At 64.1% G+C, this 22929-nt stretch carries 24 protein-coding genes; 18 read left to right on the top strand and 6 right to left on the bottom strand.

The window, feature by feature from the left end; translation table 11 throughout:
• Together C3Y15_RS21260 and C3Y15_RS21255 are read right to left on the bottom strand one after the other, a co-directional pair.
• Positions 1–1005, bottom strand: coding sequence for a pyridoxal-phosphate dependent enzyme (locus C3Y15_RS21260; RefSeq protein WP_045577892.1), 1005 nt, complete (start codon positions 1003–1005; stop codon positions 1–3).
• Positions 1006–1014: 9 nt separating this feature from the next.
• Complete coding sequence (locus C3Y15_RS21255) at positions 1015–1917, bottom strand: GHMP kinase (RefSeq protein WP_011882439.1); 903 nt, start codon at positions 1915–1917, stop codon at positions 1015–1017.
• A 600-nt stretch (positions 1918–2517) separates the two neighbouring features.
• Here C3Y15_RS21255 and C3Y15_RS21250 point away from each other — a divergent pair.
• The 17 genes from C3Y15_RS21250 to C3Y15_RS21165 all read left to right on the top strand — a co-directional run bounded on the left by C3Y15_RS21250 (position 2518) and on the right by C3Y15_RS21165 (position 18232).
• On the top strand, positions 2518–3327 hold the full coding sequence (locus C3Y15_RS21250; RefSeq protein ID WP_011882438.1) for a hypothetical protein: 810 nt from the start codon (positions 2518–2520) through the stop codon (positions 3325–3327).
• A gap of 69 nt (positions 3328–3396) precedes the next feature.
• Complete coding sequence (locus C3Y15_RS21245; RefSeq protein ID WP_069240307.1) at positions 3397–4233, top strand: alpha/beta hydrolase; 837 nt, start codon at positions 3397–3399, stop codon at positions 4231–4233.
• Positions 4234–4315: 82 nt separating this feature from the next.
• The gene (locus tag C3Y15_RS21240) at positions 4316–5911 is read left to right on the top strand and encodes an amino acid adenylation domain-containing protein (RefSeq protein ID WP_069240306.1); all 1596 of its coding nucleotides are present in this window, start codon (positions 4316–4318) and stop codon (positions 5909–5911) included.
• The gene (locus C3Y15_RS21235) at positions 5844–6101 is read left to right on the top strand and encodes an acyl carrier protein (protein ID WP_034195170.1); all 258 of its coding nucleotides are present in this window, start codon (positions 5844–5846) and stop codon (positions 6099–6101) included. The genes C3Y15_RS21240 and C3Y15_RS21235 overlap by 68 nt, the downstream gene beginning before the upstream one ends.
• Before the next feature lie 29 nt (positions 6102–6130).
• Entirely contained in the window at positions 6131–7054 is a 924-nt protein-coding gene (locus C3Y15_RS21230; protein WP_014725222.1) for a chlorinating enzyme, read from the top strand.
• An 89-nt stretch (positions 7055–7143) separates the two neighbouring features.
• A complete protein-coding gene (locus C3Y15_RS21225) occupies positions 7144–7380 on the top strand; it encodes a phosphopantetheine-binding protein (protein ID WP_011882433.1) in 237 nt (78 codons plus the stop codon).
• Entirely contained in the window at positions 7377–8282 is a 906-nt protein-coding gene (locus C3Y15_RS21220; RefSeq protein ID WP_011882432.1) for an alpha/beta hydrolase, read from the top strand. The genes C3Y15_RS21225 and C3Y15_RS21220 overlap by 4 nt, the downstream gene beginning before the upstream one ends.
• A 104-nt stretch (positions 8283–8386) precedes the next feature.
• Positions 8387–8857, top strand: a complete 471-nt coding sequence (locus tag C3Y15_RS21215; RefSeq protein WP_224056424.1) for a GNAT family protein — start codon at positions 8387–8389, stop codon at positions 8855–8857.
• 65 nt (positions 8858–8922) lie between these two features.
• Positions 8923–9546: a LysE family translocator gene (locus C3Y15_RS21210; protein WP_011882430.1), complete on the top strand. Its 624-nt coding sequence runs from the start codon at positions 8923–8925 to the stop codon at positions 9544–9546.
• Positions 9547–9567: 21 nt separating this feature from the next.
• Positions 9568–10395, top strand: a complete 828-nt coding sequence (locus C3Y15_RS21205; protein ID WP_224056423.1) for an alpha/beta fold hydrolase — start codon at positions 9568–9570, stop codon at positions 10393–10395.
• Complete coding sequence (locus C3Y15_RS21200) at positions 10362–11966, top strand: gamma-glutamyltransferase (RefSeq protein ID WP_226111919.1); 1605 nt, start codon at positions 10362–10364, stop codon at positions 11964–11966. The genes C3Y15_RS21205 and C3Y15_RS21200 overlap by 34 nt, the downstream gene beginning before the upstream one ends.
• A 34-nt stretch (positions 11967–12000) precedes the next feature.
• Entirely contained in the window at positions 12001–13524 is a 1524-nt protein-coding gene (gene ilvA, locus C3Y15_RS21195; protein ID WP_069240304.1) for a threonine ammonia-lyase, biosynthetic, read from the top strand.
• Positions 13525–13573: 49 nt separating this feature from the next.
• Positions 13574–14152 carry a LysE family translocator gene (locus C3Y15_RS21190; RefSeq protein ID WP_011882426.1) on the top strand — a complete coding sequence of 193 codons (579 nt, stop codon included), beginning with the start codon at positions 13574–13576 and terminating at the stop codon, positions 14150–14152.
• A 363-nt stretch (positions 14153–14515) separates the two neighbouring features.
• On the top strand, positions 14516–15319 hold the full coding sequence (locus C3Y15_RS21180; protein ID WP_041494186.1) for a transporter substrate-binding domain-containing protein: 804 nt from the start codon (positions 14516–14518) through the stop codon (positions 15317–15319).
• 5 nt (positions 15320–15324) lie between these two features.
• The gene (locus C3Y15_RS21175; protein ID WP_014725213.1) at positions 15325–16059 is read left to right on the top strand and encodes an ABC transporter permease subunit; all 735 of its coding nucleotides are present in this window, start codon (positions 15325–15327) and stop codon (positions 16057–16059) included.
• A complete protein-coding gene (locus C3Y15_RS21170) occupies positions 16056–16823 on the top strand; it encodes an ABC transporter permease subunit (protein WP_014725212.1) in 768 nt (255 codons plus the stop codon). Before C3Y15_RS21175 ends, C3Y15_RS21170 begins: the two co-directional genes overlap by 4 nt.
• A 26-nt stretch (positions 16824–16849) precedes the next feature.
• Positions 16850–18232 (top strand): LLM class flavin-dependent oxidoreductase, encoded by a 1383-nt coding sequence (locus tag C3Y15_RS21165; RefSeq protein WP_041494185.1) that lies wholly within the window; start codon positions 16850–16852, stop codon positions 18230–18232.
• Between the two features lie 413 nt (positions 18233–18645).
• Here the strand turns inward: C3Y15_RS21165 and C3Y15_RS21160 are convergent, their stop codons facing one another.
• On the bottom strand, positions 18646–18834 hold the full coding sequence (locus tag C3Y15_RS21160; protein WP_124259745.1) for a hypothetical protein: 189 nt from the start codon (positions 18832–18834) through the stop codon (positions 18646–18648).
• A 156-nt stretch (positions 18835–18990) separates the two neighbouring features.
• Here C3Y15_RS21160 and C3Y15_RS21155 point away from each other — a divergent pair, with 156 nt between their 5' ends.
• Positions 18991–20178, top strand: coding sequence for a porin (locus tag C3Y15_RS21155; RefSeq protein ID WP_069240301.1), 1188 nt, complete (start codon positions 18991–18993; stop codon positions 20176–20178).
• Positions 20179–20414: 236 nt separating this feature from the next.
• Here C3Y15_RS21155 and tssE read toward each other — a convergent pair whose 3' ends face one another.
• Genes tssE through tssK form a run of 3 tightly spaced genes read right to left on the bottom strand, consistent with a single transcriptional unit; the run spans position 20415 to position 22846 of the window.
• Entirely contained in the window at positions 20415–20846 is a 432-nt protein-coding gene (gene tssE / locus C3Y15_RS21150) for a type VI secretion system baseplate subunit TssE (RefSeq protein ID WP_011882424.1), read from the bottom strand.
• 12 nt (positions 20847–20858) lie between these two features.
• Entirely contained in the window at positions 20859–21521 is a 663-nt protein-coding gene (locus C3Y15_RS21145; RefSeq protein WP_069246465.1) for a DotU family type IV/VI secretion system protein, read from the bottom strand.
• Complete coding sequence (gene tssK, locus C3Y15_RS21140) at positions 21518–22846, bottom strand: type VI secretion system baseplate subunit TssK (protein ID WP_185499737.1); 1329 nt, start codon at positions 22844–22846, stop codon at positions 21518–21520. The genes C3Y15_RS21145 and tssK overlap by 4 nt, the downstream gene beginning before the upstream one ends.
• Positions 22847–22929: the final 83 nt, after the last annotated feature.

Here is a 22929-nt window from a genome sequence, read left to right as displayed (position 1 = left end):
TCATTGAAACCGGTGAATGTCGGAGCGATCCCATTTCATCCACGCCCATTCCGTATTCGCGTCGTACGCGGTGGGGTGCCCGATCTCCACGGGTCGCAGCTGATCGTAGGCCGGGCTGTCGTCGTTGCTGGCGAAGGTCGTGTCGACATAGCGGGAGCCATCGTCCGGGCTGAGGAATACGATGGGTGCATCCGGATATCGGTTGCGCACGAAGCGGACGACGGCGAATGCGGCGCCGGTGGTCGGCCCGCGAAAATGGCCGGTGGCCTTGTAGAGTTTGCGCGTGAAATGATCGGCGAGTTCGGAGCTGACCCAATGCACGTCGTCGAACAGCGTGTGCTTCAGGTTGCCGGGCATGATGGTATTGCCGAGCCCGCGCAACTTGCGCGGGCCGTCGATCTGGCCGAACAGGACGCTGTTGAATGTGTCTACGCCGACGAGCGTGCAATCCGCCCCGCCGGCGCGCAGCGCGGCTGCGATCCCGCAGCTCGATCCGCCGGAACCGACCGGTGCGACGAGAATCAGGCGAGGGCCGATGATTTCGAGCAGCTCGCGCGCGATGTTTGCATAAGCGAGCCCGTTGTTCTCGTTGTCGTACTGGCGGCACCAGAAGGCACCTTGCTCGGCGGCGAGAATCTCTTGCAGCCGGTCAAGTCGTGCCTTTTGGTATCCCTGGCTGCCCTTCTTGTCCGTGACGATTTCAACCCGGCCGCCCAGCATTTCGAGCTGGCGTTTGAACGCCGGATCGATCGCGGGATCGCCGATCGCCACGAACGGATGGTTCAGGCGGTTGCATACGATGGCCATCCCGAGCGCAAAGTTGCCGCTCGACGTTTCCACCACGGTCTTGCCCGGCTGCAGGTCGCCGCGATCGCGCGCCTTGCTGATGATGTAATGGGCCGGCACGATCTTCATCGCTTTGAACGACACCATGTGCAAGGCTTGCCCGATCGGAAACAGCACGGCGTCCCGCATCGCATCCAGCGACGATTCGTATTGAAGCATGTACGATTCCTATACCGTTGTGTATTGAATGGATTCGATTCGACGGACCTGCAGGCGCGCTTGGGCATAGGCGGCCGCGGTCGCCGTTTCGGGAGCGTTCGCGTCGTAGAGCAGCCCGACGCACGTGCCGGAATGGGTCGCGACGAGGCCGAGCGCGTCGGTCTCGGCGCGCAGCTTGCGCAGGACGTCGATGTGCGGATGAGGATTGAATGCCTGCGACAACTGGCAGCTGCGCGTCGCGATCTCGCCGAGCTCGCGCAGGTCCTGGGCGCGAACCGCCGCTTTCATCCGCATCAGCATGCCGCGATATTCGTCGCGCACTTCCGCGGACGGATCGCGTTTCTTCCGGTTGAACTCGATCGTGTCGCATTCGCCGCCGCGATCGGCGCTGACGATCACGAGCGCGGGGGTCTTGCCGAGTCGCTCGTCGAGCTTTACCTCGCGGTGATAGAACGACACGACGCCGTCGTACATCACGCCGTCCGTCGGTTCGATGGCGCGCAGGATCGACTCGATGGTCTCGGGCGCCGGTGTTCGGCCGTACGCGTATGCGGCCGCACGGATCGCCGCGACCATGTCGGCGGACGAACTCGCCAGCCCCTTGCCGACCGCGAACATCGACTTGAAATGCAGCATGCCGCCCGGTGGCAGCCCGTGCAGGCGCAGATAGTCCTGAACCGCGCGACATGCCTTGGTCTTGAATCCGACATCCACGGCAACGCGATCGGCGCCGGTGATCTCGAACTCGACGACGCTCTTCAGGTTGACCGGCAACGTGACCAGGAAATGTCGATTGTCCGGCAACACGCCTTGCATCAGCTCGCCGAACGTTCCGTGACATTCGCCTCTGGGGAAAAGCGACAGGAACGCGTCGTTTCGTAGCGCATCGTCTTGCTCTGACAGAACGGCCATTTTCTCCTCTCGGAATGAAGGCAAATCGTGATGTCGAGCCCAGAGCATAGCGACGGCCGCTCGTCCGCTTCTTTATGAAAATTGCGCACTAGTATCGAAATGTTGCTCAGCCGCGCGTGGCGGCGCGAGCCGGATCGATTGAAAAACGCGTGCGGCCGGAGCGGATTCCGTCTCGCCAAAAGCGCCGACGAAGCGCTTCGGATCCTTGCTGGGTATGGGTTTGAGGCCGGGTGAGCGGTGCAGCGTCAGGGACGCTGAGATCGCGCGGCGATGCCGGTGGCGTGGCGAGCTCGAGCGAGTCGACCACTCTTTACGTACGCGGCCGGTGCGGGATAGAGTGTTTCCACCACGGAAGACGGCGTGCCCACTCTCGTTGCAACGAGGCGGTGCGCACGGCATCCGTCATTGCCCGAGTTTCGTCGAAGTCGACATCGCACGATCGAACATGGATCGGACCGCCGTGTCGATGCGTAGTTATCCGATTCAATTCAATCGAAGCTTCGTTTGCGGCGTCGACGCGTCGACGGGTTTTGACTTTCGAGTCAGGACGCGTCGGTTCGCGGGCACGCGGAAATCACTCAACCATTCTGGAAACGTGAAATGGAAACGGTATTCGCTGGCCGGTTTATGACATTCGACGGACAAGGCGTCGACAGGCGCATGACGCTGCGCGAGGCCGCCGAGTGCGTGCGGGATCGGGAAGTTGCCGTGGCATTGCTGGATGTGGTCGGCCCCGACGAAATCGATGCATGGTGGAACGATCGCGGCTTCCCCGATTTGCGCAACCATCAGTACCACCGCGCGCTGAACGCAACCGGGATAACGCTCGGTCAGCTTCAGCGTTCCCATCCCGAATCGTTGGTGAGCAATATCGCCGAGTACTTCGGCCATGCCGGCGTCGCGAATATCCCGATGCGCGACACGCGCTTCATTCAGTTGTTCATGAAGGAGCTGGGCGCGGAAACGCTCCAGTTCGGCAACTGGAGTCAATTCATGCTGGCGACGAAGCGCGAATATCCGCCTTTCGAAGGCGATCCGTTCAGCTTCGCGCCGCACTGCGACTGCATCGACTTCGGGCGCGACGTCGAACGGTGGCCGTTCCGGCTCAATCTCGAGCAGCTGGGCGCCTTCATCACGATACAGAAGGCCGAGAACGAAGCGGGCTTCGTTCTGTGGAACATCCGCCCGGAATCGCGTCGCCAGCTCGACCAGTGGGCCGAAGAGTATGCGCAGCACAAGACGCTGGGCGTGCTCGACGGGGTCGATGCGCTGACGGTGCGGCCACGCAGCGGTCAGCTGTGTGTCTTCAATAGCCGCAATCTGCATGCGGTCGAGCGCTGCTCGTCGCTGCGCCGAACGATCGGCACGTTCCTCGTGTATCACGAGGCGGGCTGGAAACTACTGCACTAGTCCGGTCGACGTCCATCACGCCCGCTCGTCCATCGCAAGATGCATCCAGTCTCGACGAAAACCCTGTCTATGTACGAATCGTTCATTACCGCGTCCGATGGAAAGCAGCTGCGCGTACTGCATGGCGACTGGCTTGAAACGAGGCCGTTCCTGACGTTGATACTTCCGTTCGGGCTTCGCGTCGATGCCGCGCGCACGCTGTTCGCGCTGTTGGCGAGCGAATTCAATGTGCTCACCTGGCAAGGGCGCTCGTTGTGCGATCGGCCCCTCGCGCCGCACGAGAGCGGAATGACGCCGGAGGCGCATGTTCGGGACATGTGCTCGGTGCTGGACGCATTTGACGTGCGCAAGACGGACGTCGTCGGGTTTTGCTCGGGCGCCGGCATCGCGCTCGTCGCCGCAACCATCGAGGGACATCGCATCGATCGTCTCGCGCTGGTTTGCGGAGAGTACATGCTGAGCCCCACGGTCTGCCCGCAATCGAATTTTCAACGGGAAGTCGACAGCCTGTTGCCGCTGGCGGCGCAAAGCCTGAATCATGCGGCCGCCTTGTGCGAGAAGCTCACGGCGAGCCGCGTGCGCGCGCCGGCCAGGACCGAATTCGACGAGGAGGTTCTCGTGCCGTTCTCGTCGGCTGCACGTCTGCATCGCCACGGGTTGAATTACCTGACGTATCGCGGCACCGATTTCATGGCGTTGGCCGGCGGCGTACCGCACCCGACGCGGCTGATCTCGACCGACCGCGACGAACAGGTGAGTGCCGCCAGCTCGCGGGTCATTGCGGCGCTGTTGCGCAATGCCGAGCAACACGTCGTGGTGCCGGGCGATCACTACGAGATCCTGCGGGGCAGGAACGCGGTCAACGATTCGATCGTCGAGTTCCTTGGCGGTAGAGGAGCGGCATGACGACGTGCGCCTTGGTTCGCTACGGACGATTCGTCGGTCCCGAAGCGAGTGTCTGTTTGATGTCGAGCCGGCAGGACTGGAGATGAGCATACTCGAGCGATTCGGACAGATGGTCCGGCGTCATGCCGAGCACACCGCGCTTGCCGCGGAAAGTGCGCGGTACACCTACGCGCAACTTGACGCGCTGTCCGATCGGTTGGCGGCGCGCCTCGCCCTATCCGGCGTTACCGCGGGTTCGCCGGTCGTGCTGCTGTTGCCGCGTTCGCCCGGCGCAGTGATTGCGATGATTGCCGTGCTGAAGGCCGGCGCCTACTACGTTCCGGTCGATCCGGCCGGCCCGGCCTCGGTGCTGAACGAGCAATTGCGCGAACTCGGTGCGCGCGTCGCACTGACGTTGCCCGAGTCCGTCGCGCAGGTGCGGTCCGATCTGGATCTCGCCGGCATCGCGCTTGTCGAGATCGGGCGCGACGGGGTCTTGCCGGACCGGAGCGACGGTGCGCAGACGAGCGCACCCGCGCAGGCGCCGATCTCGCCGGCCTACGCGATGTTTACCTCCGGCAGCACGGGCAAGCCGAAGGGCGTACTGGTGCCGCATCAAGCGGTTCACCGTCTGGTCGTCGAGACGAACTACATCGCGCTGAGTCCGCACGATCGTGTGCTGCAGATGGCGCCGATCACGTTCGACGCATCGACGTTCGAAATATGGGGGGCGCTGCTCAACGGCGCGACGCTGGTGGTCGAGGAATCGCCGGTGCTCGATCTGAACGCGCTGGGCCGTCTGTTGCGCGACGAGCGCGTGACGGTCATGTGGTTGACGGCTGCGCTTTTCCATCTGGTGGTGCGCAATCGGCTGCCGCTGCTATCGGAACTTCGCGTGCTCCTCGCGGGCGGCGACGTGGTCCAGGCCGACGCGGTCGCACGCGTGCTCGCCGCATTTCCCTCGCTGACCGTGATCAACGGATACGGACCGACGGAAAACACGACATTTACCTGCTGCCATGTGATGACGGCCGCTGCACCGCCGGTCGCGACGGTGCCCATCGGCAGGCCGGTCACCGGTACCACGGTGTGCGTGCTCGACGCGAGCGGGCAGCCGGTGCGCCCGGGCGAGGTGGGCGAGCTCTATGCGGGCGGTATCGGCCTCGCGCTCGGTTATCTGAACGATCCGGAGAAAACGAGGGCCGTGTTCGTCGACGATCCGCACGACCGGGATCGCAAGGTTTACCGGACGGGCGATCTCGTGCGGGAAGGCCACGACGGCGCCTACGAATTCATCGGTCGCGTCGACAGGCAAGTGAAGATACGCGGCTATCGCGTATCGGTCGAACAGGTGCAGCAGGTGCTCGCGACGGCCGACGACGTGGAGGACGCGATCGTCGACGTCGGACGCGACGAGCTGGGAGAAAAGCGTCTCGTCGCGTTCGTGCAGTCGTCGCGGGATCCCGCCGAGGTCAGGGCGGCCGTCCGGCGCCACCTCGGGCGACATCTGGCGAGCTACATGATTCCCGACGTAATCGAAGTGCAAGTGGCGCTGCCGTTGACCGTCAATGGCAAGGTCAACCGGCGGAGCCTGATGAGTTCGCAGGAGAACCGCAATACCGGAGATGAACATGAGCGAATCGCTGCAATTCAAGGAACCCATTCGGAAACGACTGGCCGAGTTGTTGAAGGATCGTGAGATCGGCGACGACGACGACTTTTTCGACCTGGGCGCCAGTTCGCTGTCGATCGTCGAGCTGCAAGTCAAGATCGAGGAGGATCTGGGCGTGACCGTACCCACGGCCAAGCTGATGCTAGCGCCGACGCTGGCCGGCTGGACCGGGCTTTATCGAGCGGCAGCCGTTGCCGCAACCGCCGTAGAGAAATAGCGCAAAGCGACTCAACCGAGAGGATCGACATGACGCAGTTTTCACTGACTCCAGACGAACTTGCCCGATTCCGTGCACAAGGCTTTTTCGGGCCGTTTCGCGTGTACTCGCCCGACGAGGCGCGCGAGCGATACAGGGCGATTCGCGCCGAGCTGTTCGACAGGGAACACGCTATCTACGATCTGCCGCCGACGAGCCCGATCGCCAATTACGATCGTCACCTCGACGTGAACCTGCTCAGCGAGCACATCGGCCGGCGCGAGATCGTCGATCGCGTCGCGAGCATGCTCGGGCCGGACCTGTTGTGCTGGCGATCGGAGATGTTTCCGAAGTACCCGGGCGACGAGGGGACGGACTGGCATCAGGCCGATACGTTCGCGCATGCATCGGGCGCGCCGCAGATAGTCTGGCCCGGCGAAAGCCGTTTCGGCGGGGCGATTACCGCCTGGACCGCGTTCACCGATGCGACCGAGGAGAACGGCTGTCTGCGCTTCATTCCCGGCACGCACGAGGAAATGTTCTACGACGAGTCGAAGAAGATGGCCTACGACGCTTCGAAGATCAATACCCAGGAGAAGGACGGGATCAAGCGCGGTTTTTTCGGTTACGACTACCGCTCCCTTCAGAAGGATCCGTCGTGGAAGCCGGATGAGTCGCAGGCGGTGTCGATCACGATGCAGGCCGGCGAGTGCGTGATCTTCTGGTCCACGCTGATGCATTCGTCGTTTCCGAATTCGACGGCCGACGTGACGCGGCTCGGCTACGCGAGCCGCTACGTTCCGACCGGCGTGAAGGTGTATCCGGATACGAACGTCGTCGAGGAGTACGGCAGCGCCATTTCGCTCGACAAGTATGGCGTCGTGCTGGTCTCGGGTGAGGACCATTACGGTCACAACCGGCGCGCGCTCAGCAATGCGCGAGGGCGGGCGTTTGCTTTCGACGACCGCGGCTGACGGCCGACGGCTCGATACCAGCGATATCCGGATCGTCGCCGCGCGCGCGGCGACGGCGGTGGCGATCCGATTCACGTGATGGAGTGAACATGCAGACAACCAGGGCACTCGTGAAGCGCCTGTTTTCCGAAGCGCTCGGCGTCGAGCACGTCGCGGCCGATGCGGACTTCTTCGTGCTCGGCGGCGGGTCGCTGGCCGCGGCGGTGCTGGTCACGAAGGTCGAGCAGGCGTGCGGTATCGAAGTGTCGTTGCTGGACTTCATGAATCATTCGACGGTCGACGGTTTCGCCGCGGTCGTCGAACAACGGCTGAGCAACGTCGCATGAGTCACGCAGCCTGCTTGTCGAACCCGATGGACGTAACGCGCGGCGCGATCGACGCGAACGGCATCGAGATTCATTATCTGCGGCAAGGCAGCGGCCCGCTGGTCATCTGCTCGCACGGCTTTCCGGACCATGCGCGCTCGTTCCTGCCTTTGCTCGCCGAGCTGGCGCACGCGGGTTTCACGGCCGTCGCACCGTACCTGCGCGGCTACGCGCCGTCCGGCACCGCCCCGGCGGATCAGTACCACACCTGCTACATGGCGCATGACCTGCGCGCGTTGATCGACGCGCTGGGTGTCGAACAGGCGATCCTGGTCGGGCACGACTGGGGCGCACAGGCGTCCATTGCGGCGGCCATTCTGTTTCCGGAGCGCGTCACGAAGCTGGTGGCGCTCGGATGGAGCCGTCCCGACGCGGCGCAGCGGCTGCACTACGACTACCTGAAAGGCATCTGGCACACGTTCTTCTTTCAGTCGCCGTCGGCCGAGCAGGTGCTGGCCCACGACGATTTCGCGTTCATCGAGGCGTGGTGGCGCGATGCTTCGCGCAACTGGGACGTGCCGCGGGACATCGTCGAAGCGGTCAAGACCACGTTTCGCCAGCCAGGCGTGCTAGACGCGGCGCTCGCGCAATACCGCTGTCGCCATGTCGCGTTGCGCGACCCGGAGCGTCGTGAACAGCAGGCCCGCATCGCCGCCGGGCCGGTCACCGTGCCGACGCTCCTGATGCACGGCACTCACGATCGCGAAGGGCGTCTCGAAGCATTTTCGGGTGACGGCGTGCCGGAATATTTTTCAGCGGCGCTCACGCGCGAGATCGTCGACGGGGCCGGGCATTTCCTTCACCTTGAAAAGCCGGCCGACGTGAACCGATCGATCATCGATTTCATTGTGGCGCGATCATGAACAGGATTCATTTGCCGGATATCCGCGTCGACGATTTCGCCGAGCAAGACATCGGCCCTTGTCTCGACTACTGGTATCGGTCGCCGCCGGCGCTGATGGAGTCGATGAACGTCGACGTCGACAAGCTGCCGAGCGAGCGACGCATGCGCGAGTTGCTGACGATTCTGGTACGGCGGGCATGCGGCGGTGTCGCGCCTGCGCCGATATTGACGATCCGTCACATCGGTGAGGCGATCGGCGTCCACGAGCTGACGCACCTCGACCCGGGGCGCAGTGCCGTGATGCACGCCCATATCTGGCAGGCCCGATACCGCGGCGCCGGCATCGGACCGGTGTCGTATCTGGCAGCCATGCGCATCTTCTTCGATCGATTCGATCTGGAGAGCATCCGCTTCGAGACGCCTGCCGAAAACGTTTCGGCGCAGCGCGTCAAAAGCAAGCTCGGGATCGAGCCGCACGGCGAGGGCGTCATTGACATGCCGATGCTGCGCAATCCCGTCAAAACGGTCAGCTATCGCGTGCTGCGCGCAGAACTCGACGCCATCGAGAAATTCGTCAGATCGACCGCACGCTGATCTCGATTCGCCGGCAGCGCGTGCTGTCTTCGTAACGCCGTTGAAATGTCCGTCAGGGGGACCTCATGTCGTTTGCTCTTGCATCAGGAATCGAACAATTCAAGCCGCTGGCCGTCGCCGCGTATATTCTCGCGCTCTCGATTACGCCTGGCCCGAACAACGTGATGCTTGCCGCGTCCGGCGCGAACTTCGGATTCGTGCGCACGTTACCGCATTTGCTGGGCATTACGGTGGGCGCAACCGTTCTGGTCGCGCTGAGTGCGACCGGGCTCGGGGTCGTGTTCACCGAATATCCGGCGGCAAGACTGGCGTTGTTCGTGGTTGGCGCGCTCTATCTGGCATACCTCGCGTTCAAGATCGCGAACGCCGGGCGGCCCGCGGCCAAGGACGCGCAAACGAAGCCCTTTTCGTTCGTTCAGGCCGCGACGTTCCAGTTCGTCAATCCGAAAACCTGGCTGATGGCCGCGAACCTGATCATTCTGTTCTCGGTCGACGGTCAGGGCTTCATTTCATCGGTAATCGGAATCTGCATATTGATGGTGGCGATCAATTTTCCGGCCGTGTCGGTGTGGGCCGCGCTCGGCGTCGGGATGCAGAAGCTGCTGCATACCGATCGTGCGCGCGTGATCTATAACCGCACGATGGCGCTGCTGCTGCTCGCATGCGTGCCGTTGCTGTTCTGGAAATAGGCGCGCGCGGATATGCCCGTCATGCCCGAAACCACGCGGCTTCCCCGCGGTATCGTGTCCTTTCCCACCGACGGGCACGCGGACGCCCGGATTTTCTGTCTGCCCTACGCGGGCGGCAGTGCCTCGATCTTCGCCGGCTGGCGACACGCGCTGCCCGCGAGCCTCGAAGTCTGTGCGATCGAATTGCCCGGGCGCGGCAGCCGATTTGCCGAACCGGCGCTGACGCATATGGATGCCGTGGTCGACGAGCTGGTTCGCATGGTCGGCGACTGTCCGCCTGCGCCGTTCGCGTTGTTCGGCCACAGCATGGGGGCCGTCGTGGCGGCTGAGCTGGCACGTCGGCTGGTCGAGCTCGGGCGGCCTCCGATCGCCCTCGTCGCGTCGGCATGTGCCGCGCCGCACCTGCCGATTCGGCGTGAGCACGTGCTGCATTTGCTGCCGCGCGACGCGCTGATCGAAGCGTTGATCCATCTCGACGGGCTGCCGCCCATTGCGCGCGAGCGCAGGGATTTCCTCGATACCTTCATGCCGACGATTCGCGCCGACCTGCAGTGCCGGGAAACCTGGCGCAGCACGCCGCACGATCTGCGCATACCGGTCCACGTGCTGACCGGCGCGGACGACGGGCTGGTATCGGAAGCGGATGCGCTGGCGTGGCACGCCTTCACGTCGACGGAGTTTTCGATACGTCGTTTCGACGGCGGACATTTTTTTATCCATTCGGCAATGCAAGCCGTACTGGATCACCTGGCTGCGATCGTCCAGCATTCGCTGGCGCTTCGTCACGGCGAATCCGTTGCGCCGGCACGCCAAGCGTGTGCGCCCGATCACGACAGAGGGATGAAGTGACGCATCTAGAAAATTGGCAGATCCGCAAGGCCGCGATTTCCGCATCGGGCGGCATCGTCGTGAGCCAGCACTACAAGGCATCGAGCATCGGCGCGGCGGTGCTGGAGGACGGCGGCAACGCGGTCGATGCCGCGATAGCCGCGAGTTTCGCGATCGGCGTGCTCGAACCGTGGCAAAGCGGGTTGGGCGGCGTCGGGCATATGGTCGTTGCGCCGGCCGGCCGAACTGCATTCAGCATCGACTTCGCAGCGAGAGCGCCGTTGGCGCTCGAAGCCGACGACTATCGCCTGACCGGAGAACCGGCGCGGGGCATGTTCGGGTGGCCCGCGGTCGTCGACGACCGCAATCTGGAAGGTCCGTTCTCGATCGGCGTTCCGGGGCAGGTCGCCGGCATGACGCTGGCACATCGCGAATGCGGCTCGTTGCCGTGGCGGCGGCTGGTGGAGCCGGCGGTTCGTTGCGCGCGGGAAGGACTCGAAATCGATTGGTACTTGACCTTGAAGATCGCGTCCGTTGCCGCGGGGCTCGCACGTTATCCGGGAAGCAGTGCATGCTATCTGCGGGACGGACACGCGCCTGCGTCGGACTGGGCGGGCGCGGCGTCGCCGATCGTGCTGGAGGATCAGGCGGCCACGCTGGAGGCGATTGCCGAGCGCGGCGGCGACGATTTCTATCGTGGTGCGCTCGCTCACCGAATCGCCGCCGATTTCGCAACCGTGGGGTCGCGTCTGAGCTTCGACGATCTCGCCGCGTATCGGGCCGAAATCACGCCGATCGAAGCGCTGCGCTACCGCGATGCATCCATCCTGACCTCATCGGCGCTCACGGCAGGACCGGCGCTGACGCGCGCGCTGTCCCTGTTCGCGCGGCAAGCGGACGCCGACGGGACGGCACGTCCGGACGCGCGATTCTTCTCGCGCATCGCCGACGCGCTGACGCAGACCTATGCCGAGCGGATCGGCGGCGCGGCGCCGGGCGACGATGCGCGACGCGGGACGTGCACGACGCATATCAGTGTCGTCGATCGACACGGCAACGCGGTCGCGCTGACCCAGACGCTGTTGTCGATGTTCGGCTCCAAGGTGACGTTGCCGCAAACGGGGATCGTCATGAACAACGCCGTCATGTGGTTCGATCCGCGACCGGGAAAGGCCAACTCGATCATGCCGGGCGCCGTGCCGCTGTCGAACATGTGCCCGACGGTGGTCAAGCGCGCGACCGGAGACGTACTGGCGCTCGGTGCGTCGGGCGGCCGACGGATAATGCCGGCCGTCATGCAACTCGTCGCGTATCTGGTCGATTGCGGCATGTCGATCGAGGACGCGATTCACTTCCCGCGTCTCGATGCGAGCGGCGACCCGTGGGTCACGATCGACGATCGCTTCGACGCATCGGTTGCGCAGGCCATCGGAGCGGCTCACGAAGTCAGGCGGGCCGCCAATCTCGTCGCACCCAATCTGTTCGGTTGCCCCAACGTCGTCCTGCGCGATGGCCAAACCCGCCAGCTGACCGGGGGCGCGTTCGTCTCGTCCCCGTGGTCGGCGGCGGTGGCCGAGCGCGACGCACATTGAGGCGGCCGCGATTCAGTTCACGTCCGATCACACCATGCACGAAGACTTCAATTATCTGACCAGTATCCTGAACGCTCCCGTCTACGACGTGGCCGTCAAGACCCCGCTCGAATCCCTGTCGCGGCTGTCCGAACGCCTGGGCAGTCGCGTCTTGCTCAAGCGGGAAGACATGCAGCCGAGCTTCAGCTTCAAGGTCCGGGGCGCCTATACGCTGATGGCGCGGCTGTCCGCGGAGGCGCTCGCCCGCGGGGTGGTGACGGCCTCCGCCGGCAATCATGCGCAGGGCGTGGCGCTCGCGGCACACACGCTCGGGTGCCGCGCGCGCGTGTTCATGCCGCACACCACACCCGACATCAAGGTCCAGGCCGTCGCCCGCTATGGCGCCGAGGTCGTGCTGTACGGCGACAATTTCGACGATGCCTGCGATGCCGCGCTGGCCGATGCGCGCGAGCGTGGCAGCACCTTCGTGCCGCCGTTCGATCATCCTCACGTGATTGCCGGCCAGGGGACCGTCGGGATGGAAATTCTCCAGCAGACGACCCAACTCGATGCGATTTTCGTGCCGGTCGGCGGAGGAGGGCTGGCCGCCGGCATTTGCGCGTACGTCAAGCGCGTGAAGCCGCAGATCAGGATTTTCGGTGTGGAGCCGAGCGACGCCGACAGCATGTATCAGGCGCTCGAGGGCGGCGCGCCGGTGCGGCTCGCGCACGTTGGCCGATTCTGCGACGGCGTGGCGGTGCGTCAGGTCGGCGCCCACAGCTTCGAGCTGTGCAGGCAGTATCTCGACGGCGTCGTGCGCGTCGACAACGACGAGGTTTGCGCAGCGATCAAGGACGTCTTCGTCGATACGCGCTCGATTCTCGAGCCGTCGGGCGCTCTGGCGCTCGCCGGATTGAAGGCGTGGCAACGACGCGAGCAGAAGGGCGGGACGCTGGTCGCGATTGCATCCGGGGCCAACATGAATTTCGATCAGCTGCGCTACATCGCCGAGCGTTCGACGCTCGGCGAAAACCGAGAGGCGCGCTTCGCTGTTTCGATCGCCGAGCGTCCCGGGAGCTTTCGCGCGCTCATCGAGCAACTCGGCGATTGTGTCGTGACCGCGTTCGACTATCGCCGCGCAACGGGCGGCGACGCGCAGGTTTTCGTCGGCGTGCGGACGCCGGGAGCCGAGGGCGCGCGCAAGATCGTACAGGATCTGGCGGCGGCCGGATACCGGGCCACCGATCTCGGCGGGAGTACGCTTTGGCGCACGCATGGTCATCAGCTCGTCGGCGCGGAGGCGTTCCGCATCGACGACGAGAAGCTCTTTCAGGTGATGTTCCCCGAGCGCCGCGGCGCCTTGCTGGAGTTTCTGCGCAAGCTCGACGATGCGTGGGACATCAGCCTGTTTCACTATCGTAACGAAGGGTTCGACTACGGGCGCGTACTGATCGGCATTCGCTGCGGCGAGGCGGATTCGGCCCGCCTGTACGGTGCACTGGAGGCGACGAATTTCGAGTTCAGCGAGCAAGCCGATGCGTCGCCGTATCTGGCTTCGCTGCAGGGCGAGCGACGCTGAAAGACCGGTCACTATCGCGGGCGAGGCTACGTTGAACTCCCATCAATTGATGACGATGTGCTTCTACACGATCCTGGTATTGATCGTTCCGGGGCCGACCAACACGCTGTTGTTTTCGTCGGGAATCAGCGTGGGCCTGGCGCGCACGCTGCCGCTCGTGCTTGCGGAAGCGGCCGGGTACGTCATCGCCATTTCCGTCTGGGGCGTTTCGCTGCTGGCGTTCGCGGCGCAGCATCCTCACGTCCTGAGCGTGATCAAGCTCGCCTGTTCGTCGTACCTGCTGCTGTTGGCCGCCAAGATGTGGACGCGAGGCAGGCTGGAGGAAGATCAACGTCCGAAAGCGGTGACGTGGCGGAACCTGCTCGTCGCCACCTTGCTGAATCCGAAAGCCTTTCTGCTCGCAAGCACGGCGTTTCCATGGCAGACGTTTCACGATTCGAGCAGCGCGGCCCAGGCATTCGGCGTGTTTCTGCTCGTGCTCATACCGGTTGGGACCGGATGGGCCAGCCTGGGGCGCGCAACGCGCATGCTGGCGTCCGGCTCACACCATGTCACTGCCGTGCTTCGCTTTTCATCGATGGTACTGGTGCTGTTTTCAGGGACCCTGCTGTATTCGCTCGTCAAATGAGTTGCTGACGTTGCAACGCGACGATGAACGGCGGGACGGGGCCGGCGGTGATCGAACACGGCTGCTATTGGCGAGGCGGTGTCGGACGGCGCGGTCGTGGGCAACGTGAAGATCCTGACAGTTGCGCTGGGTGCCGGTCGAGCGGGCTTTCTGCCGACGTTCAACGGCAACTGCCGACGGTGTCGGCGCAGCGCCGAACGGCTTGCTCGTAGCCCCCGCGCGATGCTCGACTCGCCACATATCGTCCGAACAGATATTCATCGAAAAAATAACCATTTGGTACACGCGTCGGCACGCATTACAGTCTCGCCTCGTGCCGGCTGCGGCGCCGGTTGTTCCGACGTTTTTCTAGAAATTCGCCACATGAATCGTTCGATGCTCTCTCCGGTCCGCCGTGCCGCGGCCGCGTTGTTCGTGCTCGGCCTCGTGCCGGTTTCCCATGCAGCCCAGCCGACGCTGCGCGTCGGCATCGATGCCGAGTCGTATCCGCCGTTCTTTTCGAAGGACGCTGCCGGCAAGTGGAAAGGCTGGGAGATCGACCTGCTCGATGCCGCCTGCGGCAAACTGAACGTTCGGTGCGAGCTGACCGACATTGCGTGGGACGGTCTGATTCCCGCATTGCAGAACCGCAAGATCGACGTGATCTGGTCATCGATGACGATCACTGGCGAGCGGCAGAAGGCGATCGATTTCAGTCGTGCATATTACGAATCGCCGACGGTGTTCGTCGGCGCGAAAAGCGACCGGCGTCGCGTCGACTGCGCGGTACCCGCGACTTTCAAGGGGCGTGTGATCGGCGTCGAGGCCGGTACGAACTTCTCGGCGTTCCTCGATGCCCGCTTCAAGCAGGACGCGCAGATCAAGGCGTTCGACAAGTTCGACAACGCGCTCGCGGATCTGGTGTCCGGCCGCGTCGACTACGTGCAGGAAGGCAAGGGACTGTTTACGGCGTTCCTCGCGTCGCGCGACGGCAAGGACTTCGAGATCAAGGCCACATGCGCGGACAATCCGGTGCTGGGCCTCGGCATCGGCGCGGGCCTGCGTCGCGGCGATGCACTACGCGACAAGCTGTCGACCGCGATCGCGCAACTGCAGCAGGACGGCACGTGGGATGCGATCACAGCCCGCTATCCGAACCTGAAGGGCTCGATCGAGAAGGGCCGCTGACGCCGATGGCCGCTGACGATTCACTGCTTGCACTGCTCGCATTCGGCGACGGCGGTTATGGCCGCATGTTCGCCAGTGCATTCGCGTTGACGGCCGCCGTCGCGGCAGCGTCGTTCTGCACCGGCGCGCTGCTCGGCGTTGCCGGCGCGCTCGGCAAACTGTCGCGGCACGCATCGCTGGCATGGCTCGCGCGGCTCTACACGACGCTCGTGCGCGCGCTGCCCGAGCTGTTGTGCCTGCTGCTCGCATTCTATGTGGTGGCGCCGGCCGTCGAGCGTGCGCTCCGCGACAGCGGGATCGTGTCCGACGGCTTCGCATTCGATCCGTTCGTCGTCGCCGCTTTATCGCTTGGATTCATTCAGGGTGCGTATCTGACCGACATTTTCCGTGCGGCCCTCGTCAACGTCCCGGTCGGTCAGGTCGAGGCCGCGCACGCGTACGGGATGACGCCGTGGCAGACACTGACGCGCATCCGCCTTCCGGCTGCTGCGCGGCTCGCATTGCCGGGCGTCGGCAACGTGTGGCTGAACGCGACCAAGGATGCGTCGTTCATCAGTGTGCTCGGCTCGTTCACGGATCTCCTGAAGGCGAGCCAGCTCGCGGCCGGCGCGACGCGACACTACGTATTCTTCTATCTGGTCACGGCCGCGCTGTTCCTGCTGCTCAGCATCGCGTCGACTGGCGTCTTCGCAGCGCTCGAGCGGCATGCGAATCGTGGGACGAGGCGCGCAACCGCATGATTTTCTCGCTGCCGTTCCTGCTCGATACGGTGATGCCGAAGCTGCTCGCCGCAGTGCCGACGACGCTCGCGCTGACGCTCGTGTCCGGCTCGGCCAGCGTGCTGCTCGGGGTACCGCTCGCGCTTGCGGCCGGCGCCCGCCATACGCCGCTGCGCTGGTCTGCACGCGGCTGGCTCATGCTGATTCGCGGCACGCCGCTGCTCGTCCAGCTCTACCTGTTGTATTACGGATTCGGCCAGATCGTGCCGCGCGAATGGATGCGCGACAGTTGGGCGTCGCCGCTGCTGCGCGACGCGTTCTGGTACGCGATCGTCGCGTTGAGCGTGAACGAGAGCGCGTATGTGGCGACGATCCTGCGCGGCGCGATTGCCGGCGTGCCGGCCGGCGAGATCGAGGCCGGTCACGCATACGGGATGACGCGCCTGCAGGTGCTGCGCCGGATCGTCGGCCCACGTGCTTGGCGACTCGCGCTACCGGCGCTCACCGGCGAGGCGATCCTGCTGCTGAAATCGACCGTTCTTGCGTCGACCGTCACCGTGTTCGACGTGATGGGGACGGCCAATACGCTGCGCTTCGAGACGCTGCGCGTGTACGAACCGCTGGCCGGCGCGGCGATCGTCTATGTCGTGCTGGTCGGGCTGCTCACTTTTCCCGCTGCTCGTCTCGAGAAGCGCGTCAATCGCCATCTGGCGCGTGCGCCCGAACCCGGAATGCCGGTCCAGCGCCGCCGCCCGTCATCCGGCGCGTGGGCGGCGCCCAATTGATTCCTGTCTTGATAGCGAACTACACGATGTCCGATCCTCGCCCCTTGTTGTTTTCCCTGTATGAGCAAGCCAGTGTCGGCTGCGGTGGCGCGCCGAGCCTGTGGACCCATCCGGCCGACGAGCGGCTGCGCGCCAATACGCTAGCCTACTGGTCGGACCTCGCGCGCACGGCCGAGCAGGCGGATCTCGACATGCTGTTCTTCGCGGACGTGCTTGGCCTGTACGACGTTTATGGCGGATCGGCCGACGCGGCACTGCGATGGGCGGTCGAGGCGCCGGCGAACGATCCGATGATGCTCATTCCGGCGCTGGTCGCGCAGACTGAGCGGCTCGCGTTCGGCGTGACAGCGAGCACGACCTATGAGCACCCGTTCGCGCTCGCGCGCCGCTTCAGCACACTCGACCATCTCAGCAACGGCCGGATCGGCTGGAATATCGTGACGTCGTACCTGACCAGTGCGGCGCGCAACTTCGGGCTCGACCGGATGATCGGCCACGACGAACGCTACGCGCGCGCCGAGGAGTTTCTCGACGTCGTGTACAAGCTGTGGGAAGGGAGTTGGGCCGACGACGCGGTCGTCGCCGACAAGCACGCGCCGCGCTATGCACGCGGCGACCGTGTGCGGCCGATCGCGCACGAAGGCGTGCACTATCGCGTGCACGGGCCGCACGTCTGTGCGCCGTCGCCGCAGCGCTCGCCCGTGCTGATTCAGGCCGGCTGGTCGGGGCGCGGACGGGAATTCGCCGCGAAGCACGCGGAGGTGGTGTTCGTCGCGAAGTCGAATCCGCGCGAGATCCGTGCGGGCCTCGACGAGATTCGGCGGCTCGCGACGGAACGCGGCCGCGCTGCGGACGATGTGAAATCGCTGACCGTGCTGCGGATCGTGACCGCGCGTTCGTCGAGCGCGGCGAAAGAGAAATACCATTCGCTGCAGCAGCACTATCACCAGCATGCGCAACTCGTCAGCTATGCGGGCGACACCGGCATCGACATCGACCGCTATGCCGACGACGAACCGCTGACGACGCAGACGGAAGGGCTCACGTCCTACGTGGTGCGCGCAGACGGAAGCGGCAAGCCGCTCACCGCCGGCGACGTGCGACGCAAGTTTGCGAGCGTTACGCGCGGCACCGACCTGATCCTCGTCGGTTCACCGGACGAAGTCGCCGACCAGATCGCCGAACATGCGCGACAGTCGACCACGAGCGGCTACATGCTCAATCCGCTGATCAGCCCCGGTACGCTCGACGATTTCGCCGAACTGGTCGTGCCGGAGTTGAAAAAGCGCGGCCTGTATCGGACCTCGTCGCCGGCTGGTACCTTCCGCTCGCGGCTCAGTGGCCGCGACAGGCTGCCGGATACCGCGCATGGCGCATCGTTCCGGCAATCGGCATCCGGCGGACGCTGACGAACGGTTAGCGACGGAGCAAAGATCGGCGCGTTGCGCGGCATGGATCGTGACGCGCTGTTCCGATTGCGAATCCACCGCTCGCGCGAACCGATTCTACCGGTGTCGCTAGCGTGGCGAATGAGCGGAACGGTCCGATGCGTGGCGGTCGATCACATCGGCCGCCATTGCAGCCCATTCTCGCGGCGGCGAGCATCTGACGGTACGCTGACGAGCGACAAGACCGACGGGTCGTGCCGACGATCAGCTGCGTTTCCGTGAGCCGCACGGCGGCACTGCTCGTCGGCCGTGGCCGCCGCGATTAGCCGGCCCACGCAGCGGTGCCGGTATGTGCCGCGTCGATCCATGCGTGCCGACGGTGATCGGCGCGGTCCAACGAATCCCGCCACGATGCGCAGGCCCGGCGGTTTCTCTCACAGCGCACCGTGCAATGCGACGTGACGCACGCTCCCGGCGAATCTGCCGCCCTGAATCGATGACGCTGTCAAACGAGAAATCTGGAAATCCATATAGATAAAAAGCGGATCGAGAGCTGTGGCTTGCACCGTATGGACACCGATGCGTTTGATGCACGCGACAAAGGACTCTTCCAGCTTTTGCACTATATCGAAACGTGCGTCGTCGCGAATATTTGCCGACTGGCAATCTTGCTTGCGGCAGCCGTGCTGCGTGGCCAGTGACAGAATCGTTCAAGCATGAATTCGTATTTACTAATTCGTAACCCGAATTGACGGTGACCGGAAGGCAGGCAGCGGAAGATGACACAAGCAGCACTTTTCAGAACGAGCCATACCATTGCATTCGCGGGCGCGTTGTTGGCGACGACAAGTTCCGCGACGCAGGCGCAGAGCGCCGTCCAGCTGTCGGGGATCATCGACGCGGGCATTGCGTACGTGAGCGATAGCGGCAATACCCACGGGCATCAGAGCGCGTGGCAGGCAAAGAGTGGTGACATCAACGGTAGCCGCTGGATCCTGTCGGGCAGGGAAGACCTCGGTGGAGATCTGAATGCGGCGTTCATGCTGGCGAACGGCTTTGCGCCGATGACGGGCACGGCTTCGCAGCAGGGCCGGTTGTTCGGCTTCCAGTCCTGGGTTGCGTTGCAATCGCAACAGCTCGGCTCGCTGATTGCGGGGCGCCAGTTCGACGAGGTCGTGCAGTTCGTCGAACCGTTTTCCCTGGGAGGGACGCGATATGGCGGCACGGCGTTCGCGCACGTCTTCGACAACGACAACCTCGACAACTGGACGCGCATCAACAACTCGGTCAAGTACGTGAGCCCGCTGCTGGGTGGCCTCAAGCTGGGTATGCTGTATGGATTTTCGAACCAGGCTGGCGGTTTCGACAACAACCGCGCGTATAGCCTCGGCGCGTCGTATCAATACGGCAATCTCGATCTCGGCGCGGGCTATGTGCAGTTCAACAACGCATCGAATCTCTCCAGCGCCAACGTGAACGGCGCGGCACCGGCCGGCGCACCGTTCAACGCGGCGCGCCAGCGCACCTGGGCTGCGGGCGGGCTGCTCCATTTCGGCAACGGTGCGGCCGGCCTCGTGCTCAGCGAGACGCGTCTCGATCATGCCACGTCGATCAACGACGTCGTGGATACCGCAGTCAGCCTGCCGGGCGACGACGTGCGGTTTCAGAACGTCGAGGTGAACGTGCGCTATAGCGTGCTGCAGAACTGGGACGTTTCGGCCGGTTATACGTTTACTGCGGGCCGCTTCGCGACGCCGGCGGGCGTTCGTTATCCGAAGTGGCATCAGGTCGGCATCGTCAACACCTACTTCCTTTCGCCGACGACGGACATCTACGCCGAGGCGGTCTATCAACGGGCCAACCAACTGGCCGGAACAGGTATCCGTGGCGCGCAGATCGCCAATTTTTCACGGGCGTCCGGCGCGAACCAGCTCATTGCGTCACTCGGTTTGCGACGCCGGTTCTGATCGTCTCGCCGGATGGGCACCTGTGGTGGATGCCGCGCGTTTTTCGTGGGCGGCTTGCATCCTGCGGCGAGTGGATACGCGAAGCGCTGCCGATTATGACTAAGGCCGGTACACGACGCCGGATCCATCTACGCCGCGAGCGGCACGCCGTCGTCGAGCGTGGACCGGTTGGCGTGCAGCGTGATGCAAGGTCGCCGATCATGATCGCGCTCATGTAACGCGTATTCGACGCTATTTCAGTATCGGTCGAGCGCTGCCTGCAGCATGCGCAGTCGGGTTTTGCCGTCCGGCATGAAGTTCGTGCCGAAGCGCACGAGCCCTGCCTGATGCAAATGACAGGCCATCGTGAAGCTGATCAACATACCAGGCTCGGGCGGATGAATTTCGATTTCTATTCGCTTCAGACGCGGTTCGTAAGCGAGCAGGGTCGCCTCGATCGCGCGCCGCAGCTTGTGCGCCGAGGACGGCAGATGCCGATAGATCTCCGACAGGTCGTCTAGGCCGTAGTCCGGAAGGTGCGCGAGAGACCCGCGCCGACTATTCAGGATGCGCTCGATGTTGTCGCGCACCGACAGGAAAACCTGCACTTCTGACGCGAAGTCGTCCACGCCAGAGCCGTCAGCGAAGTGCCCGGTAATCCGCTCGAATAAGCCAGGTCCGACCCACATCGTGGAGTTCCTTTATTGCGCGATCTGAGCAATCGACGCGATGAACCATCGATCGACCATGAACCAGGCGACGCCGACGGCGACGCACGAGGCGACCACCCAAGTCAGCGGAGAAATGCGCTGCGGGCGGGCGTCGGTGCTGTTCACCACGATCGAAGCGGCCGCTGCGGGGTTGTCCTCCGCCGCAGTCGTGCGCCCAAGCCGTTCGTCGAGGGTGCGAATAAGCGCCGCACGCGCTGTACTCCCGTCCATCGCAAACCGTCCGGTGAAGCCAAGCGACAGCACCGCGGCGAATATCGCAAGCAGCACCCGCGGCGACCGTGGCTCGAGCAAGCGATCCTCGATGCGTCGTACCAACTCCTCGCCGGCATCGTTTCTCGAGAAACGTTCCTCCTGGAGCGGCCGCTTCTCCCAGCTTTCGCGAGCTTCTCCCGTGAGGTGCTTCAATGCGGCCTCGTCGAGCAGTGCGCACAGCGCGTAGACCGCATCGTTGATCACGTGATCCGGGAGGCCCCGCAAGCCCAGATCGGAGCGCAGTTGGTCGATCTGCGTGTTGCATTGGCCTCGAAGCGTGTCGAACGACAGCGGCTCTTCGGCCAGTGCGGTGACCGTGCGTGCCGTGTCGCGTAACGCAACCGGGAGCAGGGGCGAATCTGCCATCGTCACCGCACTCATGACGGCAGCACCGCATACAGCTCGAGCGACGCTTCAGGAATCGACGCCGGCACGTAGATCTGGCAGGCATGCGCGTCGATCATCCGTTTGAACGCGGCATCGTTGCTGTCCAGCGCGAAGTACTGGTTTTCTATCCGCACGGGAATCGCGGCAGGCAGGCGCGACATCGGTCGCAGTGCGATGCCGAGCAGCGCGGAATTGACGATCTGCTCGACTTCGTCCGGTGCGCCGACCTTGCAGAGGCGCGGCAGGTGCTCGATGAGGGCGTGTGCGGGCATGGCGGCCTGAACCGACAGATAGTATTCAGCGCCTTCCGTCAGCCGCTCATCGTTGATTCGGCCGAGCCATGTGGTCGCGCGCACGCGCTCGAGTGCAATCGGCACGACTCGGGACGGAATCACGGCGTCGAGCAGTGTTCTGATCAGCGATTCGAGCTCGGCAAACATCGGCTCCGGTGCGTGGTGATCGTATAGCGGAATCGCCTGGAGCGACTCGGTCGTAGAGAACGTCAGCAGTGAACCGGCCAAGCGGGCGAGCACGGCGTAGAGCCGTTCCGGATGCTGGTCCGGCGCCTGTACGAGACGGGCGAGTTCGGGCCAGGTGCTATTCACGCTATGTAACAGCCAGAAGAGCGCCACGTCGGACACGGCGAAATCGGCGATCTGATCCGAGCGCTCTTTGCGGCGCACCGCAAGGCTGGCGCTCTTGGCAGACAGGATTTCGGAGATGCGCTGCGCGCGATGCACGAGGCGATCGCTCGCCGACAGGAACAGGCACGGCGGGACGAAGCTCTTGTCCTGTTCGAACCGCCCTTGTGGCGTGCGCACGAGCCGCGCGATCGGACAGGTGACGTAGTCTCCGGCCTGCTCGAAGTCGAACAGAAGGGCTACCACGTTGCGCTCGACACTGATTTCTTCCTGTCCGTCGCCGTTCAGATCGGCAACGTGCTTGTATTCGCGGGTCACGCGCCGCGGCCGCGCAGGCTTTTCGCCGGGTTCGACGCAGTTGCCGCCCTGAGCGTCCATCAGTGCTACACCAGCAAGCACGGTCACACTGTCGACCGTTGTCGGCACGTCGTCGAGACTGCGTGCCGCAGGAAGCCAGTCGGCCGTTTCACTATCGATCAGCGTACCGTCCGGCAGGCGCAGCCCGAGCGCCGTGCACTGCAGTCGATTGACGCTCAGTGCTTCGCTGTCGAGCGCAACGTTGACGGCACCCCAAGCGTCGGGGCTCGCGATACGTGCTACACGGTCATGGACGTATTGTTCCCATATCGCCTGCTGAACCGCACCGAATTTTGTGGAGGCTCGGATTCTTGAGAGAATCGAGCCATGAACAAGAAGGCAACCAAGTTTTCCCCGGAAGTCCGGGAGCGCGCAGTGCGTCTGGTACGTGAGCAGCGTAGCGA

Origin of the sequence: Burkholderia sp. B10 (assembly GCF_004368385.1) — a bacterium.
In the GTDB taxonomy this organism is placed as follows: domain Bacteria; phylum Pseudomonadota; class Gammaproteobacteria; order Burkholderiales; family Burkholderiaceae; genus Burkholderia; species Burkholderia vietnamiensis.
This window is presented reverse-complemented; position numbering and strand designations above follow the sequence as displayed.

What these genes read in the sequence shown, in the direction of transcription:
- C3Y15_RS21260 (WP_045577892.1), bottom strand. Translation starts at nt 1,005, where the DNA reads ATGCTTCAATACGAATCGTCGCTGGATGCGATGCGGGACGCCGTGCTG.
- C3Y15_RS21255 (WP_011882439.1), bottom strand. Translation starts at nt 1,917, where the DNA reads ATGGCCGTTCTGTCAGAGCAAGACGATGCGCTACGAAACGACGCGTTC.
- C3Y15_RS21250 (WP_011882438.1), top strand. Translation starts at nt 2,518, where the DNA reads ATGGAAACGGTATTCGCTGGCCGGTTTATGACATTCGACGGACAAGGC.
- C3Y15_RS21245 (WP_069240307.1), top strand. Translation starts at nt 3,397, where the DNA reads ATGTACGAATCGTTCATTACCGCGTCCGATGGAAAGCAGCTGCGCGTA.
- C3Y15_RS21240 (WP_069240306.1), top strand. Translation starts at nt 4,316, where the DNA reads ATGAGCATACTCGAGCGATTCGGACAGATGGTCCGGCGTCATGCCGAG.
- C3Y15_RS21235 (WP_034195170.1), top strand. Translation starts at nt 5,844, where the DNA reads ATGAGCGAATCGCTGCAATTCAAGGAACCCATTCGGAAACGACTGGCC.
- C3Y15_RS21230 (WP_014725222.1), top strand. Translation starts at nt 6,131, where the DNA reads ATGACGCAGTTTTCACTGACTCCAGACGAACTTGCCCGATTCCGTGCA.
- C3Y15_RS21225 (WP_011882433.1), top strand. Translation starts at nt 7,144, where the DNA reads ATGCAGACAACCAGGGCACTCGTGAAGCGCCTGTTTTCCGAAGCGCTC.
- C3Y15_RS21220 (WP_011882432.1), top strand. Translation starts at nt 7,377, where the DNA reads ATGAGTCACGCAGCCTGCTTGTCGAACCCGATGGACGTAACGCGCGGC.
- C3Y15_RS21215 (WP_224056424.1), top strand. Translation starts at nt 8,387, where the DNA reads ATGAACGTCGACGTCGACAAGCTGCCGAGCGAGCGACGCATGCGCGAG.
- C3Y15_RS21210 (WP_011882430.1), top strand. Translation starts at nt 8,923, where the DNA reads ATGTCGTTTGCTCTTGCATCAGGAATCGAACAATTCAAGCCGCTGGCC.
- C3Y15_RS21205 (WP_224056423.1), top strand. Translation starts at nt 9,568, where the DNA reads ATGCCCGAAACCACGCGGCTTCCCCGCGGTATCGTGTCCTTTCCCACC.
- ilvA (WP_069240304.1), top strand. Translation starts at nt 12,001, where the DNA reads ATGCACGAAGACTTCAATTATCTGACCAGTATCCTGAACGCTCCCGTC.
- C3Y15_RS21190 (WP_011882426.1), top strand. Translation starts at nt 13,574, where the DNA reads ATGACGATGTGCTTCTACACGATCCTGGTATTGATCGTTCCGGGGCCG.
- C3Y15_RS21180 (WP_041494186.1), top strand. Translation starts at nt 14,516, where the DNA reads ATGAATCGTTCGATGCTCTCTCCGGTCCGCCGTGCCGCGGCCGCGTTG.
- C3Y15_RS21175 (WP_014725213.1), top strand. Translation starts at nt 15,325, where the DNA reads ATGGCCGCTGACGATTCACTGCTTGCACTGCTCGCATTCGGCGACGGC.
- C3Y15_RS21170 (WP_014725212.1), top strand. Translation starts at nt 16,056, where the DNA reads ATGATTTTCTCGCTGCCGTTCCTGCTCGATACGGTGATGCCGAAGCTG.
- C3Y15_RS21165 (WP_041494185.1), top strand. Translation starts at nt 16,850, where the DNA reads ATGTCCGATCCTCGCCCCTTGTTGTTTTCCCTGTATGAGCAAGCCAGT.
- C3Y15_RS21155 (WP_069240301.1), top strand. Translation starts at nt 18,991, where the DNA reads ATGACACAAGCAGCACTTTTCAGAACGAGCCATACCATTGCATTCGCG.
- tssE (WP_011882424.1), bottom strand. Translation starts at nt 20,846, where the DNA reads ATGTGGGTCGGACCTGGCTTATTCGAGCGGATTACCGGGCACTTCGCT.
- C3Y15_RS21145 (WP_069246465.1), bottom strand. Translation starts at nt 21,521, where the DNA reads ATGAGTGCGGTGACGATGGCAGATTCGCCCCTGCTCCCGGTTGCGTTA.